The 18,436-nt window shown below is 60.0% G+C and carries 16 protein-coding genes and 1 tRNA gene; 8 read left to right on the top strand and 9 right to left on the bottom strand.

From position 1 onward, the window contains the following. Window positions 1–2: 2 nt before the first annotated feature. Window positions 3–1,547, bottom strand: coding sequence for a BCCT family transporter (locus ACUTQY_RS05945; RefSeq protein ID WP_042785300.1), 1,545 nt, complete (start codon window positions 1,545–1,547; stop codon window positions 3–5). A 158-nt stretch (window positions 1,548–1,705) separates the two neighbouring features. Here ACUTQY_RS05945 and betI point away from each other — a divergent pair, with 158 nt between their 5' ends. Next, entirely contained in the window at window positions 1,706–2,302 is a 597-nt protein-coding gene (gene betI, locus ACUTQY_RS05940) for a transcriptional regulator BetI (RefSeq protein ID WP_033644794.1), read from the top strand. Between the two features lie 9 nt (window positions 2,303–2,311). On the opposite strand, the gene ACUTQY_RS05935 is transcribed toward betI, so the two are convergent. Next, complete coding sequence (locus ACUTQY_RS05935) at window positions 2,312–4,081, bottom strand: ABCB family ABC transporter ATP-binding protein/permease (protein WP_046688535.1); 1,770 nt, start codon at window positions 4,079–4,081, stop codon at window positions 2,312–2,314. A 181-nt stretch (window positions 4,082–4,262) separates the two neighbouring features. Here ACUTQY_RS05935 and ACUTQY_RS05930 point away from each other — a divergent pair, with 181 nt between their 5' ends. Continuing rightward, the gene (locus ACUTQY_RS05930; RefSeq protein WP_046687748.1) at window positions 4,263–5,120 is read left to right on the top strand and encodes an AraC family transcriptional regulator; all 858 of its coding nucleotides are present in this window, start codon (window positions 4,263–4,265) and stop codon (window positions 5,118–5,120) included. Window positions 5,121–5,154: 34 nt separating this feature from the next. On the opposite strand, the gene actS is transcribed toward ACUTQY_RS05930, so the two are convergent. Further along, window positions 5,155–5,910 carry an amidase activator ActS gene (actS, locus tag ACUTQY_RS05925; RefSeq protein WP_046687749.1) on the bottom strand — a complete coding sequence of 252 codons (756 nt, stop codon included), beginning with the start codon at window positions 5,908–5,910 and terminating at the stop codon, window positions 5,155–5,157. Between the two features lie 149 nt (window positions 5,911–6,059). On the opposite strand from actS, the gene ACUTQY_RS05920 reads away from it, so the two are divergent. The 6 genes from ACUTQY_RS05920 (at window position 6,060) to ACUTQY_RS05895 (ending at window position 11,866) form a co-directional block, all read left to right on the top strand. Next, a complete protein-coding gene (locus ACUTQY_RS05920) occupies window positions 6,060–6,629 on the top strand; it encodes an HdeD family acid-resistance protein (protein ID WP_004931723.1) in 570 nt (189 codons plus the stop codon). 136 nt (window positions 6,630–6,765) lie between these two features. After that, window positions 6,766–7,104, top strand: coding sequence for a hypothetical protein (locus ACUTQY_RS05915; protein WP_033644790.1), 339 nt, complete (start codon window positions 6,766–6,768; stop codon window positions 7,102–7,104). Window positions 7,105–7,363: 259 nt separating this feature from the next. Continuing rightward, window positions 7,364–7,978: a 2OG-Fe dioxygenase family protein gene (locus ACUTQY_RS05910; protein ID WP_223524591.1), complete on the top strand. Its 615-nt coding sequence runs from the start codon at window positions 7,364–7,366 to the stop codon at window positions 7,976–7,978. After that, window positions 7,975–9,207 (top strand): cysteine desulfurase-like protein, encoded by a 1,233-nt coding sequence (locus ACUTQY_RS05905; protein WP_101453762.1) that lies wholly within the window; start codon window positions 7,975–7,977, stop codon window positions 9,205–9,207. The genes ACUTQY_RS05910 and ACUTQY_RS05905 overlap by 4 nt, the downstream gene beginning before the upstream one ends. A 149-nt stretch (window positions 9,208–9,356) precedes the next feature. Beyond that, complete coding sequence (locus tag ACUTQY_RS05900; protein WP_052752701.1) at window positions 9,357–9,704, top strand: hypothetical protein; 348 nt, start codon at window positions 9,357–9,359, stop codon at window positions 9,702–9,704. Window positions 9,705–9,868: 164 nt separating this feature from the next. After that, window positions 9,869–11,866, top strand: coding sequence for a BCCT family transporter (locus ACUTQY_RS05895; protein ID WP_046687751.1), 1,998 nt, complete (start codon window positions 9,869–9,871; stop codon window positions 11,864–11,866). A gap of 166 nt (window positions 11,867–12,032) precedes the next feature. Here the strand turns inward: ACUTQY_RS05895 and ACUTQY_RS05890 are convergent. The 6 genes from ACUTQY_RS05890 to xerD all read right to left on the bottom strand — a co-directional run bounded on the left by ACUTQY_RS05890 (window position 12,033) and on the right by xerD (window position 18,430). Continuing rightward, window positions 12,033–12,106, bottom strand: a tRNA-Gly gene (locus tag ACUTQY_RS05890). Between the two features lie 147 nt (window positions 12,107–12,253). Further along, entirely contained in the window at window positions 12,254–13,771 is a 1,518-nt protein-coding gene (gene lysS / locus ACUTQY_RS05885; protein ID WP_004931697.1) for a lysine--tRNA ligase, read from the bottom strand. A gap of 9 nt (window positions 13,772–13,780) precedes the next feature. Further along, window positions 13,781–14,879, bottom strand: a protein-coding gene (gene prfB, locus ACUTQY_RS05880; protein WP_099783420.1) for a peptide chain release factor 2 whose coding sequence is annotated in 2 segments (ribosomal slippage) — window positions 13,781–14,803 and window positions 14,805–14,879 — 1,098 coding nt in all. Because the reading frame shifts where the segments join, the coding sequence is not laid out codon by codon here. Between the two features lie 168 nt (window positions 14,880–15,047). Continuing rightward, window positions 15,048–16,781, bottom strand: a complete 1,734-nt coding sequence (recJ, locus tag ACUTQY_RS05875; protein ID WP_033639478.1) for a single-stranded-DNA-specific exonuclease RecJ — start codon at window positions 16,779–16,781, stop codon at window positions 15,048–15,050. 6 nt (window positions 16,782–16,787) lie between these two features. After that, window positions 16,788–17,504 (bottom strand): bifunctional protein-disulfide isomerase/oxidoreductase DsbC, encoded by a 717-nt coding sequence (gene dsbC, locus ACUTQY_RS05870; RefSeq protein ID WP_033644784.1) that lies wholly within the window; start codon window positions 17,502–17,504, stop codon window positions 16,788–16,790. Window positions 17,505–17,530: 26 nt separating this feature from the next. Next, window positions 17,531–18,430, bottom strand: coding sequence for a site-specific tyrosine recombinase XerD (gene xerD, locus ACUTQY_RS05865; protein WP_033644935.1), 900 nt, complete (start codon window positions 18,428–18,430; stop codon window positions 17,531–17,533). Window positions 18,431–18,436 lie beyond the last annotated feature (6 nt).

Here is an 18,436-nt window from a genome sequence, read left to right as displayed (position 1 = left end):
CCTCAGGGAAGCGCCGGCTTCATGGCGTAACCGCGCAGATCCTTGCGCAGGCTGAGCATGTACAGCACGATCACCGCCGAGAAAGGCAAGCCGCACAGCACCACGGCAGTCTGCATCGCGCTGAAACTGCCGGCGTACAGCAGCCCGGCGCACACCAGCGTGGTGACCGCCGCCCAGAACACCCGGAGCCAGGCCGGCGCGTCATCGTGGGCGGAACCCCCCTGGCAGGACAGATTCGCTATCATCAGCGTGCCGGAGTCCACCGGCGTCAGGAACAGCACGAAGCTTATCACCACCACAAAACCGGCGGTCAGCTGGGTATAGGGCAGGTATTCGAACAGCTTGAACACCGCCATCGGCGGGTCGCTTTGCGCCACCTGCCCCAGAATCGCTTGCCCGCCCTCCAGCACCAGACTGATGGCAGTATTGCCGAAGATCGACAGCCACGCCAGCGTGAACCCCAGCGGGATCAACAACACGCCGAAGATCAGTTCGCGGATGGTACGGCCTTTGGAAATACGCGCGATAAACAGCCCGACAAACGGCGCCCACGCCACCCACCAGGCCCAATAGAACAGCGTCCAGGCGCCCTGCCACTGGCGCGCCTTGCCGTACAGATACATATCGAAGCTGCGGCTGACGAGCGAGGTCAGATAATCCCCAATGTTCTGCAACATGCCGTTGAGCAGGTTCAGCGTCGGGCCGGCCAGAAACACGAACAGCAACAGCAGGCACAGGAAGCCGACGTTGATGTTCGACAGCATGGCAATGCCCTTCTCGACGCCGGTGACCGCCGCCAGCGTGGCCACCACCATCATCACCACGATCAGCGCCAGCAGCACGCCGGTGCTTTGCGGGATGTCGAACAGGTAGAACAGCCCCGAGTTCACCAACAGCGCGCCGATCCCCAGGTTGGTCACCATCGAGATAACCGTCACCAGAATGCCGAAGCTGTCCACCAGATGGCCGACGCCGCCGTGGATGCGTTCGCCGAAGATCGGGTACAGCGCGGAACGCAGCGCCAGCGGCAAACCGCGACAATAGGCGAAATAGGCGAGCGCGGTGGCGATCAACGCATACAGCGCCCAACCGTGCAGCCCCCAGTGTAAAAAGGTCAGCGCCATCGCCTGCCGCGCCGCCTGTACGCTGCCGCCGTCGCCTTCCGGTGGCGACAGGAAGTGATCCAACGGCTCATAGGCGCCGTAATACACCAGCGCAATGCCGATGCCCGACGAGAACAGCATCGCCACCCAGGAGGGATAGCTAAACTGCGGCGGCTCATCATCCTGGCTGAGGCGAATATGGCCAAAGCGCGACAGCGCCAGCCAGAACACGAACACCATACAGGCGACCATCAACAGCATGTAATACCAGCCGAACACGTCGGCCACCCAACTTTGCGCGACATTCAGCCACTGTTTGCTGGCGGCGGGAAACAGCACAATCAGCGCCCCCAGCAGCAAGATCACCGCGGCTGAGCCGAAAAATACCGGGACATTCAATCTGACAGGTTCTTCGTCAAGCGATGGAGGAGTTTTTATTGTCATTGGCAGGCTTCCATGATGCGAAAGACAGACGATTTAAATGCAACTTTTGATTAACATTTTATCGTCATTTATTTGACATTTTCGCAGCATATAGAGTATTGATTGACCGTTCAATCAATCAAATTCAAAGTGTGATTTGCCTATCAGTTGGGGAAAATATGTACCGCAGAGACATTCCTGAGCAGCGCAAGGAGCAGTTGATTAACGCCGCCTTCGAAACCATCAGCGTGGTGGGGTTGGCCGGCGTCACCCTGTCGCAGGTGGCGAAAGAAGCCGGGCTGTCGACCGGCATCGTCAGCCACTATTTTGGCGATAAGGAGGGATTGTTGAGCGCGACCATGCGCAAGATCCTGCGCGATCTGCGCGACGCGGTGGCCGAGTGCCGCGCTCAGGCGGCGAGCGACAGCCAGTCTCAGCTGTGCGCCATCATTCAGGGCAACTTCCACCCCAGTCAAACCAACGCCATTTCCATGCGCGCCTGGCTCGACTTCTGGGCCGCCAGCATGCACCAGCCGGTGCTGCGCCGCCTGCAGCGCGCCAACGATCGGCGGCTCTATTCCAATATATGCAGCCAGTTCCGCCGCGAGCTGCCGCTGCAGCAGGCGCGCGACGCGGCGCGCGGGCTAGCGGCGATGATCGATGGGCTCTGGCTGCGCGGCAGCCTAGCCGGGGATGACACCGATCTGCAGCAGGATTACCGCATCGCCTGCGACTACGTGATACAACGGCTCAAGGCCGCGCCATCGATGGTGTGAACGGCAGCGTCAGCGCGGTTCCTGCTCTTCGCTGTACTGGGTTTGCCACATGGCGGCGTAGCGGCCGTTCGCCGCCAACAGCGCCTCATGCCCCCCGCGCTCGACGATCTCCCCCGCCTCCAGCACGATGATCTCATCGGCGTCCACCACGGTGGAGAGCCGATGGGCTATCACCAGCGTGGTGTGGTTGCGGCTCACCTCGCGCAGGTGCCCCTGGATTTCGCGCTCGGTCTGGGTATCCAGCGCGCTGGTCGCCTCGTCGAACACCAGGATGGCCGGATTTTTCAGGATGGTGCGCGCGATCGCCACCCGCTGCTTTTCACCGCCCGACAGCTTCAGCCCACGCTCGCCCACCCGGGTGTCGTAACCGTCGGGCAGACCGACGATAAAATCATGGATATGCGCCAGCCGCGCCGCACGCTCGATTTCTTCATCGCTGGAGCCGGTTTTGCCATAGCCGATGTTGTAGCGCAGCGTATCGTTGAACAGCACCGTATCCTGCGGCACGATGCCGATCGCCTGCCGCAGACTGGCCTGGGTCAGTTGGCGAATGTCCTGGCCGTCGAGGGTAATGGCGCCGCCCTGCACGTCGTAAAAGCGAAACAGCAGGCGCGACAGCGTGGACTTGCCCGCGCCGGAGGCGCCGACCACCGCCACCGTGTGGCCCGCCGGAATGGTAAAGCTCACCTGCTTGAGGATCGGCCGACGCGTGTCGTAACCGAAGCTGACCGCGTCGAACCGCACTTCGCCGCGCTCGAGGCGCAGCGGCTGCGCATCCGGGCTATCGACGATCTCACGCTTTTCCTGCAGCAGATCGAACATGTTCTCCATGTCGATCAGCGCCTGGCGCACCTCCGAGTAGATAAAGCCGAAGAAGTTCAGCGGCTGGTACAGCTGCAGCAGGTAGGCGTTGACCAGCACGAAGTCGCCGACCGTCATCGTCCCCTGCGTAATGCCCTGCGCCGCCATGGCCATCATGACGATCAGCCCGATCGAGATAATGGCGGTTTGCCCCAGGTTGATCGCCGTAAAACTGAATTGGTTCTTGATGGCGGCGTATTCGTACAGCCGGCGCGACAGGTCGAAACGCTCGGCCTCGAACTCTTCATTGCCGAAGTACTTCACGGTCTCATAGTTCAGCAGGCTGTCGATGGATTTGCTGTTGGCGTCGGCGTTGGCCTTGTTGAGCTCGCGGCGAAAGCGGGTGCGCCAGCTCACCGCCAGCACGGTAAACAGGATGTAGCAGCCGACCGTCGTCAGGATCGCCAGCGCGAACCAACCGTTCAGCATATGCCACATGATCGCCGTGACCAGCGAGAGCTCGAACAGGATCGGCACGATGGAGAACAGCAGCCGCGACAGCACCGTGGACACCGCCTGGGTGCCGCGCTCGATGGACAACGACAGCCCGCCGGTCTGGCGCTCCAGATGAAAGCGCAGGCTCAGCGCATGCAGCTGGCGAAACACCCGCACGCCCAGCAGGCGCGTGGCGTTCTGGCTGACGTGGATAAACATCACGTTGCGCAGCTCCTCAAACAGCGCGCCGCCCACCCGCGCCACGCCGTAGGCGACGATCAGCCCCAGCGGCACCGCCAGCATTTTCGCCGTCTCGCCGCTCAGCGCATCGACCATCGCTTTGTAGGCCAGCGGCACCAGCGTGGTGCTGACCTTAGCCGCCACCATAAACACGAAGGCCACCACCAGATACCCCCGCAGGCGCGGGTTGTCTTTCGGCCACAGGTAGGGCAGCAGGAATTTCAGCAAACGGGAACGATCCATCATGTAATATTCATCTTCTCGGTCGTGCTCGCGGCGCACGGCCGCGTGGGGGTTATGAGTTTGGCCTGGCCGACGGCGAATGCCGCAGCCATCCCGTTTTCCTGCGGTGGCAACTCAGCATCATCCGTCAGGAGAAGCGGCGGCGACTCGGGCAAAGTTCAGGCATGGAGGAGACAATCACATGACCCAGACGTATGCAAAGCGCTTTGCGCAGGTCTTTGACTATATCGACCGCCACTTGGACGAGGCGCTCACCGTCGAAAAACTGAGCGAAGTGGCCCATTTTTCGCGCTTTCATTTTCAACGCCAGTTTAGCGCGTATTGCGGCATCTCGGTGTGGCGTTATATCCAGTGGATGAGGCTTAAACGCGCCTCTTACCGCCTGGCGTATAACCCGCTGGAGCCGGTGATTGACATCGCGCTGGACGCCGGTTTTCAAAACCCGGAGTCCTTCAGCCGCGCCTTCAAACAGGCGTTCAGCCAAACGCCAAGCCAGTTTCGCAAACAGCCGGCCTGGATCGATTGGCAGCAGCGCTTTCCCGAACCAAAACACAAAAGGAAACAACCCATGAAGGTAGACATTGTCGATTTCCCTGCCACGCCGGTGGCGATGATCGAACATAGCGGCCCGCCCGCGCTGGTCAACGAAACCGCCGCACGCTTTATCGAGTGGCGCAAAACCAGCGGCCTGTCGCCGGTCAGAAGCAGCCGCACTTACGGCATCGCACCGCACGATCCGGCCATCACCGAAGCGCAGGACTTCCACTTCTTCATTTGCGGCGAGGTCACTGCGCCGATCCCGGAGGACAACGCCTTCGGCGTGGTGAACAGCATGCTGCCGGCCGGACGCTGCGCGGTGCTGCGCCATCTCGGATCGCTGGATGGGCTCTCGGAAAGCGCCCGCTATCTCTACAGCGAGTGGTTGCCGGCCAGCGGCGAGGAGCTGCGCGACTTTCCGCTCTATTTCCACTACCACAACTTCGTGCACGAGGTAGCGGAATATGAACTGGTGACCGATCTTTATCTGCCGCTGAAATAGCTGACATCCGGCCCCGCAAGGAGCCAGATTGACGTTAACAGGACGGCGACGAACCTTGCGGCGGCAGATAACGCTGCGGATCGAGTGCGGTAGCGCGATAGCGGATCTGGAAGTGCAGGAACACCGAATCGGTGCCGGTGCTGCCCATGGTGCCGATCTTCTGCCCCGCTTTCACATCCTGACCGTTGCGCACCAGCGTAGTGTCGTTGTGCGCATAGGCGGTAATAAAATCTTCGCCGTGCTTAATCATGATCAGGTTGCCGTAGCCGCGCAGCTGGTTGCCGACGTACACCACTTTGCCCTTGGCGGAAGCGTAAATCGGCTGGCCGCGTTTGCCGGCGATGTCGATGCCCTTGTTGCCGCCATCTGAATTGGAGTAGGCCTGCACGATCCGGCCGCTGGTCGGCCAGCGCCAACAGCGGGCGGCGCCCGGCGGCGGCGTCTGCTTGGCGATCGCAGCGGAAGACGAAGAGGTTTTACGACGCGTGGCGGCGGTTTTGGTCGGCGCGCTGCCGCTCAGCCGCAGTTTCTGCCCCACTTCCAGGCTATAGGGCGGGCGTATCTTGTTGATTCTGGCCAGATCGCTGACTTCGCTGTCGGTGATCCAGGCGATGTAGTACAGCGTATCGCCCCGTTTGACGGTGTAGGACTTGCCGGTGTAGCTGCCCTTCGGCAGTTTGTCGTAGTCGCGGTTGTAGGTGTTTTTACCCGAACACCCGGCCAACAGCAGCCCCAATGTCAGACACACCGCGATGCGGCGCCACCTTGCCAGCTTGCTTCCTGTGCTCAAATCCTGTCCCCAATCGTCTTTTCGGTTCTGATACGCGTCAGCCGCACAGTGTAACATTTGCGCCGGGTCAGTCAAAAACCCCCAGACGGTCTATGCTAAACAGGTAAGGATGACTGATTAATTACCCAACGACGAAATGGAGTACTGTCATGTTGAACCTCGACCGCAATAATCTGCCCCTCCTGAGCGAAGAGCTGCTCAAAAAGCAACGCACCACCCTGCTGATCATCGCCTTCCTGCTGCTGGCGGGCGGCATACTGTGCCTGGTGAATCCTTTCGCCTCCGGCGCAGCGCTGAGCATCGTGGTGGGCGTCCTGCTGCTGTTGAGCGGCGCCGGGCTGATTATCGCCATGATAGCCAACCGGGCGCAGAATACCTGGCCGATGATCGGCGGCATTCTGCTGGGCGTGGCCTACCTGATTATCGGCTATGTGTTCATCACCAGCCCGCTGGCGGGCATTCTGGCGCTGGCGGTCTACCTCGCCGTGCTGTTTGCGCTCGGCGGCATCGCGCGCCTGGCGGCAGGCTATATGCGCCGAGGCCTGCCGGGCAACTGGCTGCAGTTCGTCATCGGCGTGCTCGATTTGATCATCGCCTGGATGCTGATCGGCTCAGGCCCGGCGGCGTCGGTGACGCTGGTGACGGCGATCGTCGGCATCGAGATGCTGGTCAGTTCCTTTGCCCTGTTCCAGGCTGCGAATCTGTTTAAACGCGCCTGATCGTAACGGCCCGCCGACGGCGGGCCGCCATCCCCTCCCCATTTGCAAACAAAACAAGGCGATACCCCCTCAGCTTGTCCGTGGTTATCTTCATCGGTAAGTGCCAATATAGGCGAAGACAAGGGAGCTGAAACCGATGACAACCCATTCCAAACCGTTGAACTCGCGGGAAGTCTGCCTGCAATTACGCCACTTCAACCAGGTAATCGGGCAACAATGCCGCAATATGGCGCGCCAAAAAACCGCTTGCCCGTGCTGCCTGACGGACATCGCCACCGGCTGCGACGCCGGTATCAAACTGTGTGGACAGCAGTTGGCCAAACCCAACCCGCAAACCCCGTTATTCCGGCAGATTCGCAACCTGCTGCTCGACCTGCGCGCAGAAGCGATAGGGGTTCACAGAATAGACGTCCTGAACCGCACCAATAACGAAATCTCCTGGCTGTTGCGCGAGCTTTATTTCGAGACATTCTGAACACGAGCGCCACGCGCCCATCGCTTGATACCTGCCGGTGCGGGCAAGATGCCGCACCGTTTCACCGCCGCACCAGCCGACTTTTCGCCACGTTATCTTTTTGCGTTCTCCCCACTTTACGACCGCCATCACACCTCGCCAACCCCACATTGCGTTGGTTATAGAGTCGTCTACAATTCAATCGAATTACCCCCTACAACATCAGAAATTATTATTATTAGAGGTGATTATGTTACAGAAACACGAAAACGTAATAAGTATGACTGTACTAAGCCCGCAAGCCACCCAAGAGCTGATGCCCTCATTTTCTTCCTTGCCCCACACGCAACATGCCGACGGCAAATATCGCCTGCGTCGTTATTCCGTCGTGAAATACCTCAACCCCAACATCGCCGAAGTGGGGCCGCGTACCTTCATGCAGTCGGATCAGATCAACCATTTCCAGGGCAACGTGGTGCGCCGCTTCGAGCCTATCGACAGCGCCGTGCTGCAGAGCGCCGGCATGGCGGAGATGTGCAACCTGTTTGCCGAAAATAACGAACTGCCGGAAGGCGCCGAGATAGAGATCCACCAGATGCGCGTGGTCGCCATCCAAAAAGATACGCTGGTGGCGCCGGAAGGCATTCACCAGGACGGTTTCGACCATATCGCGATGATCGCCATTCACCGCCACAATATTGTCGGCGGCGAAATCATGCTGTACGACGACAGCCGCCACGATCCTTTCTTCAAAAAAGCGCTGGCCGACGGTGAAGCCGTGCTGTTGGCGGACAGTAAACTGTGGCACAACGCCACGCCGATCAATACCGTAAGCCCGAATGAAGAAGGCTATCTGGATCTCTTCGTCCTCACCGCTCGGGGAGAGAAAGCATGACCTTTACCCCCGAGCTCGCCCGACGCCAGTTCAGCGCCCTGTCCCGGCAGATCGACGGCAAACCGGCGATCTTTTTCGACGGCCCCGGCGGTGCGCAAGTTTCCCGGGGCGTGCTGGAAAAAATGACCGACTACCTGGGGAAGTACAACGCCAACCTGGGCGGGCACTACTTCTCCAGCCGGGTTACCGGCGAGGTGATGAGTCAGGCGCGCGAATCGGTGCGCGCCTTGTTAAATGCGCCGTCGCCCGACAACATCGTCTTCGGCATGAACATGACCACGCTGACCTTTCATCTCAGCCGCATCATCAGTCGCGATTGGCGGGACGGCGATGAGGTCATCGTCACCGCGCTGGATCACTACGCCAACGTCTCCAGCTGGCAGCAGGCCGCCGCCGACAAAGGCGCCGTGGTGCATCAGATAGCGCTGGAGAGCGCCGATTGTTCTCTCGACGCGGCAAAAGTGTGCGCGCGCATCAACGCCAACACGCGTCTGGTGGCGGTCAGCTACGCGTCCAACGTCACCGGCAGCATCGTCGATATCAAAACCATCGTTGAAGCCGCGCATCGGGTGGGCGCGCAGGTGTATGTCGACGCCGTTCATTACGCGCCGCATAACCTGATCGACGTGCAGGCGTTGGGATGTGACTTCCTGGTGTGCTCCGCCTACAAATTCTTTGGCCCGCACGTCGGCATGGCCTACATCGCACCGCAGTGGCTGCAGCGCCTGCGGCCGTACAAAGTCGAGCCGGCCACTGACGTCGGCCCCGGCCGTTTCGAGACCGGCACGCAGAGCTTCGAAGCGCTGGCCGGCGTCGCGGCCGCTATCGAGTATTTGGCGCAGTGGGGCACGCCCGACGCGCCGTTAAGGCAGCGCTTGCAGGAGAGCTTCGCCGCCTACCACCGGCATGAAGAGGCGCTGTGCCGCCACTTTTTGCAACGGCTGCAGCAACTCGACGGCGTGCGGCTCTACGGCAATCCGCAGGCGGACAGCGCACGCCGCACGCCGACCTTCGCCCTGACCTTCAGCGGCCAGGCGCCCGACGCGATCGCCCGACGGCTGGGGCACCACAACATCTGCGCCGGTAGCGGACATTTCTATGCGCTGGGCCTGATTCAGCAACTGGGGCTGCAGGACGGCGGCGTGCTGCGCATCGGCATGATGCACTACAACACCCTTGATGAGATCGATACGCTGTTTGAAATACTCGCCAAGGAGATCCTCGGTTAATGCGCCATAACGGCCCGACCGGTTTTCCGGCGGGCCACACCGCATAAATAGCCGTGCGTGTCGCCGGAGGCGTTAAACGTGAATAACGCTCCCCCTGTTTGAGGGGTTGGGTAGAATAGGCGGGATTTTTTTGAAAAGGGATTTTAACGTTGAGAAAATATGCCGTTATCACCGCCGCGTTGATGATGTCTTCCTGCGCCACGCCGGAAAAGTGGGAAGCGCAAACGGCGGCTCCGACCCCCCTTGAAGCCGCCAGAGCAAGCTGCCGACAAGAAGCCGAACAACGCTATCCCGTGAGCCTGTCTTTAGACACCCGCTCGCCTGTATTCTCCTCCATGAATATCAACGGCGCGGATATCCCCAATACTCACGGCGTCGTTTTTCCTTCGGACCGCAATGAAATGCGCAGAAAAGAACACGTTAATGCCTGCATGAAATTGGAGGGATGGGAAAATAAGAATAAGGTGACGGGGTTATTGGCCTTTTTATTTAACTAACGGCAACGTGAATTACTCGGAATTACCGCACAGAGACAGCGGTAATTCCGCTCTATAGAGCGGCGTCGGCCTCCTGCGCCAGCCCGACTATTTTGCTACGATATTACAGTCACCACCTTTCCTCCATTCAGGGCGATAATCAAACAAATGGAATAAATCAATTTATGAGTGAGAAAGACACCTCCCTAAAAAAGCCGCAAAGCCATATCAACAAAGCGGTATTCTTCACCTCTGCAGTCCTCATTTTTCTTCTGGTCGCCTTCGCCGCCTTTTTCCCCGACGTCGCTGACAAAAACTTCAAGCTTCTGCAGCAACAAATCTTCACCAACGCCAGTTGGTTTTATATTTTGGCCGTGGCGCTCATATTGCTCAGCGTGACGTTTCTGGGGCTTTCTCGTTACGGCGACATCAAACTTGGCCCCGATCATGCGCAACCCGATTTTCGCTACCACTCCTGGTTTGCCATGCTGTTTTCGGCGGGGATGGGCATTGGTCTGATGTTCTTCGGCGTGGCGGAACCGGTTATGCACTATCTCTCGCCGCCGGTCGGCACGCCCGAGAGCATCGAGGCGGCCAAACAAGCCATGCGCCTGACCTTTTTCCACTGGGGGCTGCATGCCTGGGCAATCTACGCCATCGTGGCGTTGATTCTGGCCTTCTTCAGCTATCGGCATGGCCTGCCGTTGACCCTGCGCTCCGCGCTTTATCCGATCATCGGCGATCGCATTTATGGCCCTATCGGCCACGCCGTCGATATCTTCGCCGTCATCGGCACCGTATTCGGGGTCGCGACCTCGCTGGGTTATGGCGTATTGCAGGTCAACGCCGGGCTTAACCACCTGTTTGGCGTGCCAATCAACGAAACCGTTCAGGTGATATTAATCGTGGTGATTACCGGGCTGGCCACCATTTCCGTGGTTTCCGGGCTGGAGAAGGGCATACGCTTTCTGTCGGAGCTGAACCTCAGCCTGGCGCTGTTGCTCCTGGCCTTGGTCTTGCTGTTGGGGCCAACCGTTTTGCTGTTGAAATCCTTTGTGGAAAATACCGGCGGCTATCTGTCCGAGCTGGTCAGCAAAACCTTCAACCTGTATGCCTATGAACCCAAATCCAGCAACTGGCTAGGCGGATGGACGCTGCTCTACTGGGGGTGGTGGCTCTCCTGGTCGCCTTTCGTCGGGATGTTCATCGCACGGGTTTCCCGCGGCCGAACCATCCGCGAATTTGTCACGGGCGTGCTGTTCGTCCCGGCCGGCTTCACCCTCATGTGGATGACCGTGTTCGGCAACAGCGCCATTTACCTCATCATGGAAAAGGGCGCGACAGATCTCGCCGCTACGGTACAACAAGACGTGGCCTTGGCGTTGTTTAACTTCCTGGAGCATTTCCCATTCTCCAGCGTGCTTTCGTTTATCGCCATGGCGATGGTTATCGTCTTTTTTGTCACGTCCGCCGACTCCGGCGCCATGGTCGTGGATACGCTGGCTTCGGGCGGCTCCAGCAACACGCCGGTATGGCAACGCATTTTCTGGGCGTCGCTGATGGGCATCGTCGCCATCGCCTTGCTGATCGCCGGGGGGCTCAGCGCGCTGCAAACCGTCACCATCGCCAGCGCGCTGCCTTTCTCGGCCATCTTGCTGATATCCATTTACGGTTTGCTTAAGGCGCTGCGTCGCGATCTGACCAAGCGCGACAGCCAGAATATGGCCACCATCGCCCCTACCGCCGCCCGCAATCCTATCCCCTGGCAGCGCAGGCTGCGTAATATCGCTTATCTGCCAAAGCGCTCGCTGGTTAAGCGCTTTATGGACGAAGTCATCCAGTCGGCCATGACGCTGGTGCAGGAGGAGCTGAGTAAGCAAGGCACGCTCAGCAGTATCAACACCGGCGCGGAAGATCGCATTCGTTTCGAGGTTGATTTAGGCGATGAGCTTAACTTTATCTATGAAGTCAGACTGCGCGGCTACAGCTCGCCGACCTTCGCCCTGGCCGGGCTGGATAATGATGAACAGCAAGCCGAGCAGCACAAATATTATCGCGCGGAGATCTACCTGAAAGAAGGCGGCCAGAACTACGATGTCATGGGCTGGAATCAGGAGCAGTTGATCAACGATATTCTCGACCAGTACGAAAAGCATCTGCATTTCTTGCATCTGGTGCGCTGAATGCCGACATGCCGTCCCCAGGGCGGCATTTTTTTGCCCTGCCTTCCTCCCTGCGGCGCTGATGATGCGGGTGGGATGGCGGGCGACCAGAAATAATGCTTACATGTGCAAAGGATTGGGTTGGGGTAACGTTTTGGAGAATCAGGATGCTTTTATGAGGGGGTACTGGAGCGGGTGAAGGGAATCGAACCCTCGTATGCAGCTTGGGAAGCTGCCGTTCTACCATTGAACTACACCCGCATCGGTGTGCGACAGGCATTATAACCGGTTATCGGCGGCGGGCAAGCGGAGATGGCGCGTAACTGTCGATGTTTTAAGCGGTTAAGTCCTGCAGACGAAAAAAAACCGGCGCAGTTGCCCGCACCGGTTGTTGCACGCTAAACGCGATTATTTCTGCGGGCGCATCGCCGGGAACAGAATCACGTCGCGGATGGTGTGGCTGTTGGTGAACAGCATCACCATGCGGTCGATGCCGATGCCCAGACCGGCGGTCGGCGGCAGGCCGTGCTCCAGCGCGGTGACGTAGTCTTCGTCGTAGAACATCGCTTCATCGTCGCCGGCGTCTTTGGCGTTCACCTGATCGGCGAAGCGCTGCGCCTGGTCTTCGGCGTCGTTCAGCTCGGAGAAGCCGTTGCCGATTTCACGGCCGCCGATGAAGAACTCGAAGCGGTCGGTGATTTCCGGGTTCACGTCGTTGCGGCGCGCCAGCGGCGACACTTCAGCCGGGTACTCGGTGATGAAGGTCGGCTGAATCAGATGGCTTTCCGCCACTTCTTCGAAGATCTCGGTCACGACGCGGCCCAGGCCCCAGCTCTTCTCAACCTTGATGCCGATGGATTCCGCGATGGCCACCGCTTTGCCCATGTCGGCCAGGTCAGCCAGATCGGTTTCCGGACGGTATTTCTTGATCGCCTCGGTCATGGTCAGCTTCTCGAACGGCTTGCCGAAGTCGAACACTTCGTCGCCGTACTGCACCTGAGAGGTGCCCAGCACTTTCTCGGTCAGGGTGCGGAACAGCGTCTCGGTCAGCTCGATCAGGTCTTTGTAATCCGCGTAAGCCATGTAGAGTTCCATCATGGTGAACTCTGGGTTGTGACGCGGAGAAACGCCTTCGTTACGGAAGTTGCGGTTGATTTCGAACACGCGCTCAAAGCCGCCGACCACCAGACGCTTCAGATACAGTTCCGGCGCGATGCGCAGGTACATGTCGATATCCAGCGCATTGTGGTGGGTGATGAACGGACGCGCCGACGCGCCACCCGGGATCACCTGCATCATCGGGGTTTCGACTTCCATGAAGCCGCGTTCCACCATGAAGTTACGGATAGCCGACATCACCTGAGAACGCACCTTGAAGGTGTTGCGCGACTCTTCGTTGGCGATCAGATCCAGGTAACGCTGGCGGTAACGGGTTTCCTGATCCGCCAGGCCGTGGAATTTGTCCGGCAGCGGACGCAGCGCTTTGGTCAGCAGACGCAGTTCGGTGCAGTGGATCGACAGTTCGCCGGTCTTGGTTTTGAACAGCTTGCCGCGCGCGCCGAGGATATCGCCCAGGTCCCACTTCTTGAACTGCTCGTTGTACACGCCTTCAGCCAGATCGTCGCGCGCGACGTACAGTTGAATGCGGCCGCCCACGTCCTGCAGCGTAACGAAAGATGCCTTGCCCATAATGCGGCGGGTCATCATGCGGCCGGCGACGGTCACTTCTACGCCCAGCGCTTCCAGCTCTTCGTTGTCTTTATCGCCGTACGCGGCGTGCAGTTTGTCGGAGGTGGAGTCGCGACGGAAGTCGTTCGGGAACGCAATGCCGTTCTCACGCAGGCCGGCCAGTTTCTCGCGGCGGGACTGCAGCTCGTTATTGAGATCCAGCGCCTGATCGGCGCCCTGTACTTGTTGTTCAGACATTTCTATTCCTCATAACCCGGCTTTCAAACTTGCCTCAATGAATTTATCCAGGTCGCCATCCAGTACGGCCTGCGTGTTACGCGTTTCGACGTTGGTGCGCAAATCCTTGATGCGGGAGTCATCCAGCACGTAAGAACGGATTTGGCTGCCCCAGCCGATGTCGGACTTGTTGTCTTCCATCGCCTGTTTATCAGCATTTTTCTTTTGCATCTCAAACTCGTACAGCTTGGCTCGCAGCTGTTTAAACGCTTGATCCTTGTTCTTATGCTGAGAACGATCGTTCTGGCACTGCACCACGATGTTGGTTGGCAGGTGAGTAATACGTACGGCGGATTCGGTTTTGTTGACGTGCTGACCGCCCGCACCGGAGGCGCGGTACACGTCGATGCGCAGATCCGCCGGGTTGATATCGATGTCGATATCGTCGTCCACTTCCGGGTAGATGAACACCGAGCTGAACGAGGTGTGGCGACGGCCGCCGGAGTCGAACGGGCTCTTGCGCACCAGGCGGTGAACGCCGGTTTCAGTGCGCAACCAGCCGAACGCGTAGTCGCCGATGATCTTGATGGTGGCCGATTTCAGGCCCGCAACGTCGCCGTCGGACTCTTCGATCACTTCGGTCTTGAAGCCCTTGGCTTCGGCCCAGCGCAGGTACATGCGCAGCAGCATGCTGGCCCAGTCTTGCGCTTCGGTGCCGCCGGAGCCGGCCTGAATGTCCAGATAGCAGTCGGCGCTGTCGTATTCGCCAGAGAACATGCGGCGGAATTCCAGCTGCTCGAGCTTGGCGATCAGTTGATCGAGTTCGGCGACCGCTTCGTTGAAGGTCTCTTCATCGTCGGCTTCCACCGCCAGTTCCAGCAGACCGCTGACGTCTTCGCTGCCCTGCTGCAGGTGATCGATGGTTTCAACGATGGCTTCCAGCGCGGCGCGCTCTTTGCCGAGCGCCTGTGCGCGCTCCGGTTCGTTCCAAACGTCCGGCTGCTCCAGCTCGGCGTTGACTTCTTCTAGGCGTTCCTTCTTGGCATCATAGTCAAAGATACCCCCTAAGAACCGCAGTCCGCTCGGACAGGTCCTGAATTCGGTTTTTTACCGGGTTAATTTCAAACATGGTTTTGCGTTCTTTTACGTTGATGTCGTCGATGGCGGAATGCCATTGGAACCGCTAATTCTAACGGATCCGGGCGGCAGTTTATAGCGAGTTGGTCAGTTTTTGTGGCGATCGGGAAGGATGCCGGGGATTGGAGAGCCCAATCCCCGAGTTGTGTTCAATTTCGCCTCAGCGCGGCCAAAGGTGCTGGATCAGCAGTTGCACGTTGCGGTTGCCGCGAAACTCGTTGACGTCGAGTTTGTAGGCCAGTTCCACTTCGCGCACGCTGCTGTCCGGCCACAGCGTGGTGTCCACGTTGAACGCGATGCCGTCGAGCAACGGGCCGCCGCCAAGCGGTTCCACCATCAGCTTCAGGTGTTTCTCACCCACCAACCGCTGCTGCAGGATGCGGAACTTGCCGTCGAAGGTCGGTTCCGGGAACGCCTGGCCCCACGGGCCGCCCTCGCGCAGCAGCTCCGCCGTCGTCAACGACAGCTCCTGCATCGCCAGTTCGCCATCGGACCAGATCACCCCTTCCAACATCGCCGGATCGAGCCATTCGCCCACCAGCTCGCCGAAACGCTGGCGGAACTCGTCGAATTTAGCCTCTTCCAGCGACAGCCCGGCCGCCATCGCGTGGCCGCCGAACTTCATCATCAGCCCGGGGTTCAGCATATCCAGCCGCTCCAGCGCGTCGCGCATGTGCAAGCCGGGCACCGAACGGCCGGAGCCTTTCAGGATGCCGTCGCCCGCCGGCGCGAAAGCGATCACCGGACGGTGGAAACGCTCTTTGATGCGCGAAGCGAGGATGCCCACCACGCCCTGATGCCATTCCGGATGATACATCGCCAGCCCGTAAGGCAGCTCGGTGCTGGTGCGCTCCAGCTGATCGCACAGCTGCAGGGCTTCCACCTGCATGCCCTGCTCTATCTCGCGTCGCGTCTGGTTCAGCGCATCGAGATCGTTGGCCAGCATGCGCGCCTGCGCGATGTCGTCGCTCAGCAGCAGCGCCACACCGATCGACATGTCGTCCAGCCTGCCGGCGGCGTTGAGCCGCGGGCCGAGGGCGAAACCGAGATCGTTGGCCGCCAGTTGGCGGGCGTCGCGGTTGGCCACCTCAAGCAGCGCGCGGATGCCCGGTCGGCATTTGCCGGCGCGAATACGGTTTAACCCCTGATACACCAGAATGCGGTTGTTGGCGTCCAGCGGCACCACGTCGGCCACGGTGCCGAGCGCCACCAGATCCAGCAGTTCCGCCAGATTCGGCATCGCCAGCGCGCGCTGCTCGAACCAGCCGCTGTCCCGCAGCCGGGCGCGCAGCGCCAGCATCAGGTAGAACGCCACGCCTACCCCCGCCAGCGATTTGGACGGGAAGGCGCAGCCGCGCAGGTTGGGGTTAACGATCGCTTCAGCCGCCGGCAGGGTCTCGCCCGGCAGGTGGTGATCGGTCACCAGCACCTGCATGCCTTTGGCGTGCGCCACGTCGACGCCGGCGTGGGAGGAGATGCCGTTATCGACGGTAACAATGAGTTCTGCGCCGCGCGCCGCCGCCTGCTCCACCACTTCGGGGCTCAGGCCGTAACCGTCTTCGAAACGGTTAGGCACCAGATAATCGACGGCTGCGCCGCCCATGCTGCGCAGCGCCAGCACCGTCAGCGCGGTGCTGGTGGCGCCATCGGCGTCGAAATCGCCCACCACCATGATGCGGCGACCGTCGGCCAGCGCTTGCTGCAACAGGCTGACGGCGTCGTCGATGCCGTCCAGCTGTTGCCAGGGCAGCATGCCCTTAACGCCGCGCTCCAGCTCTTGCTCAGCCTGCACGCCGCGCAGGGCGTAAAGCCGACGCAGAAGCGGCGGCAAACTGGCAGGCAGATGCGTGTCGTCCGCCGCCGGGCGGCGGCGTAGTTGCGTTTTGATACTCACCGGCGATTAACCACCGGCTTTGGTGGCGGCCTGATGCGCGTCCAGCATGGCGGCCATCTCTTTCGGCCCCTGATAGCCCGGGATCATCATGCCGTTTTCCAGGATGATGGCCGGCGTGCCCTGAATGCCGAACTGCACGCCCAGCTCGTAATGCTTGCTGATGTCGGTTTTGCAGGTCGCCGGAGAAACGGCGTCGCCCTTCATGGCGGCGTCGAACGCCTTGGCCTTGTCGGCGGTGCACCAGATCGACTGCATGTCTTTTTCAGCCTGGGAAGCCAGCCCCTGGCGCGGGAACGCCAGGTAACGCACGGTAATGCCCAGATCGTTGTACTCTTTCATCTGCTGATGCAGTTTGTGACAGTAACCGCAGGTGATATCGGTGAACACGGTGATCACGTGTTTCTCTTTCGGCGCTTTGTAAACGATCATCTGATCTTTCAGCGCGTCCATCTTGGTGCTCAGCAGTTGGTTGGTCACGTTGACCGGCTCTTTGCCGCTGACGTCGAACAGCGGGCCCTGCAGGATGTGCTTGCCGTCTTCGGAGGCGTACAGCACGCCGCTGTCGGTCAGCACGGTTTTCAGGCCGTTGACCGGCGAAGGCTGCACGTCCGCCTGCTGAATGCCCAGGCTGGCGAGCGCTTTTTTGATCGCCGCGTCATCGGCATGGGCGGCGCCGGCCACCGAAGCCACCAGCAGAGAGAGCAGCATTAAACCTTTTTTCATTGTTCCAATCCTTTCGAACCCGCCGCTCAGGCGCGCGGGTGATGCTGTTGATGTAGCTGTTTCAGTCGTTCGGTCGCTACATGAGTATAAATTTGCGTGGTCGAGAGATCGCTGTGGCCTAACAACATCTGTACGACACGGAGATCGGCCCCATGGTTCAGCAAATGGGTGGCGAACGCGTGCCGCAACACGTGCGGCGACAGACGCTCGCTGTCGATGCCCGCAAGGATGGCATAGTGTTTGATGCGATGCCAGAACGTCTGTCGGGTCATTTGCTGACACCGGTTGCTAGGGAACAGCACATCCAGCGTCTGGCCGTTGACCAGCCACGGGCGACCGTGCTCCAGATAATTTTCGATCCAGTAGACCGCTTCTTCGCCCAGCGGCACCAGCCGCTCCTTGTTGCCCTTGCCGATCACCCGCACCACGCCCTGACGCAGGCTGACATCGCTGATGTTCAACCCCACCAGCTCAGAGACCCGCAGCCCGGTCGCGTACAACACCTCGAGCATCGCCTTGTCGCGCAGCTCCAGCGGCTGATCGACGCAGGGCGCCTGCAGCAGCGCATCGACCTGCGCCTCGCTCAGATCCTTCGGCAAACGCTGCGGCAACTTCGGGGAAGCCAGCTGCGCGGTGGGATCGTCGGCGCGCAGCTTTTCGCGGTACAGATACTGAAACAGGCGACGCATGGCGCTCAGCAAGCGCGCGGAGCTGGTGGCCTTGTAGCCGCCGTCCACCCGCTCGGCGAGAAACGCCTGCAGATCCAAGGCCTGAGCCTGCAGCAAATCGGTGTTTTGCTGGCCAAGCCAGGCGCCCAGGGCCTGCAAATCCAGCCGGTAGGAGGCCAGCGTATTTTCCGCCAGATTGCGCTCAAGCCACAGCGCATCCAGGAATTGTTCAATCAGCGCATTGTCTTGCTGTTGCACGCGGTC

Source organism: Serratia sp. TSA_130.1, from assembly GCF_052691795.1.
The sequence above is the reverse complement of the archived record's forward strand: the minus strand, read 5'-3'. Positions and strand labels throughout refer to the sequence as shown.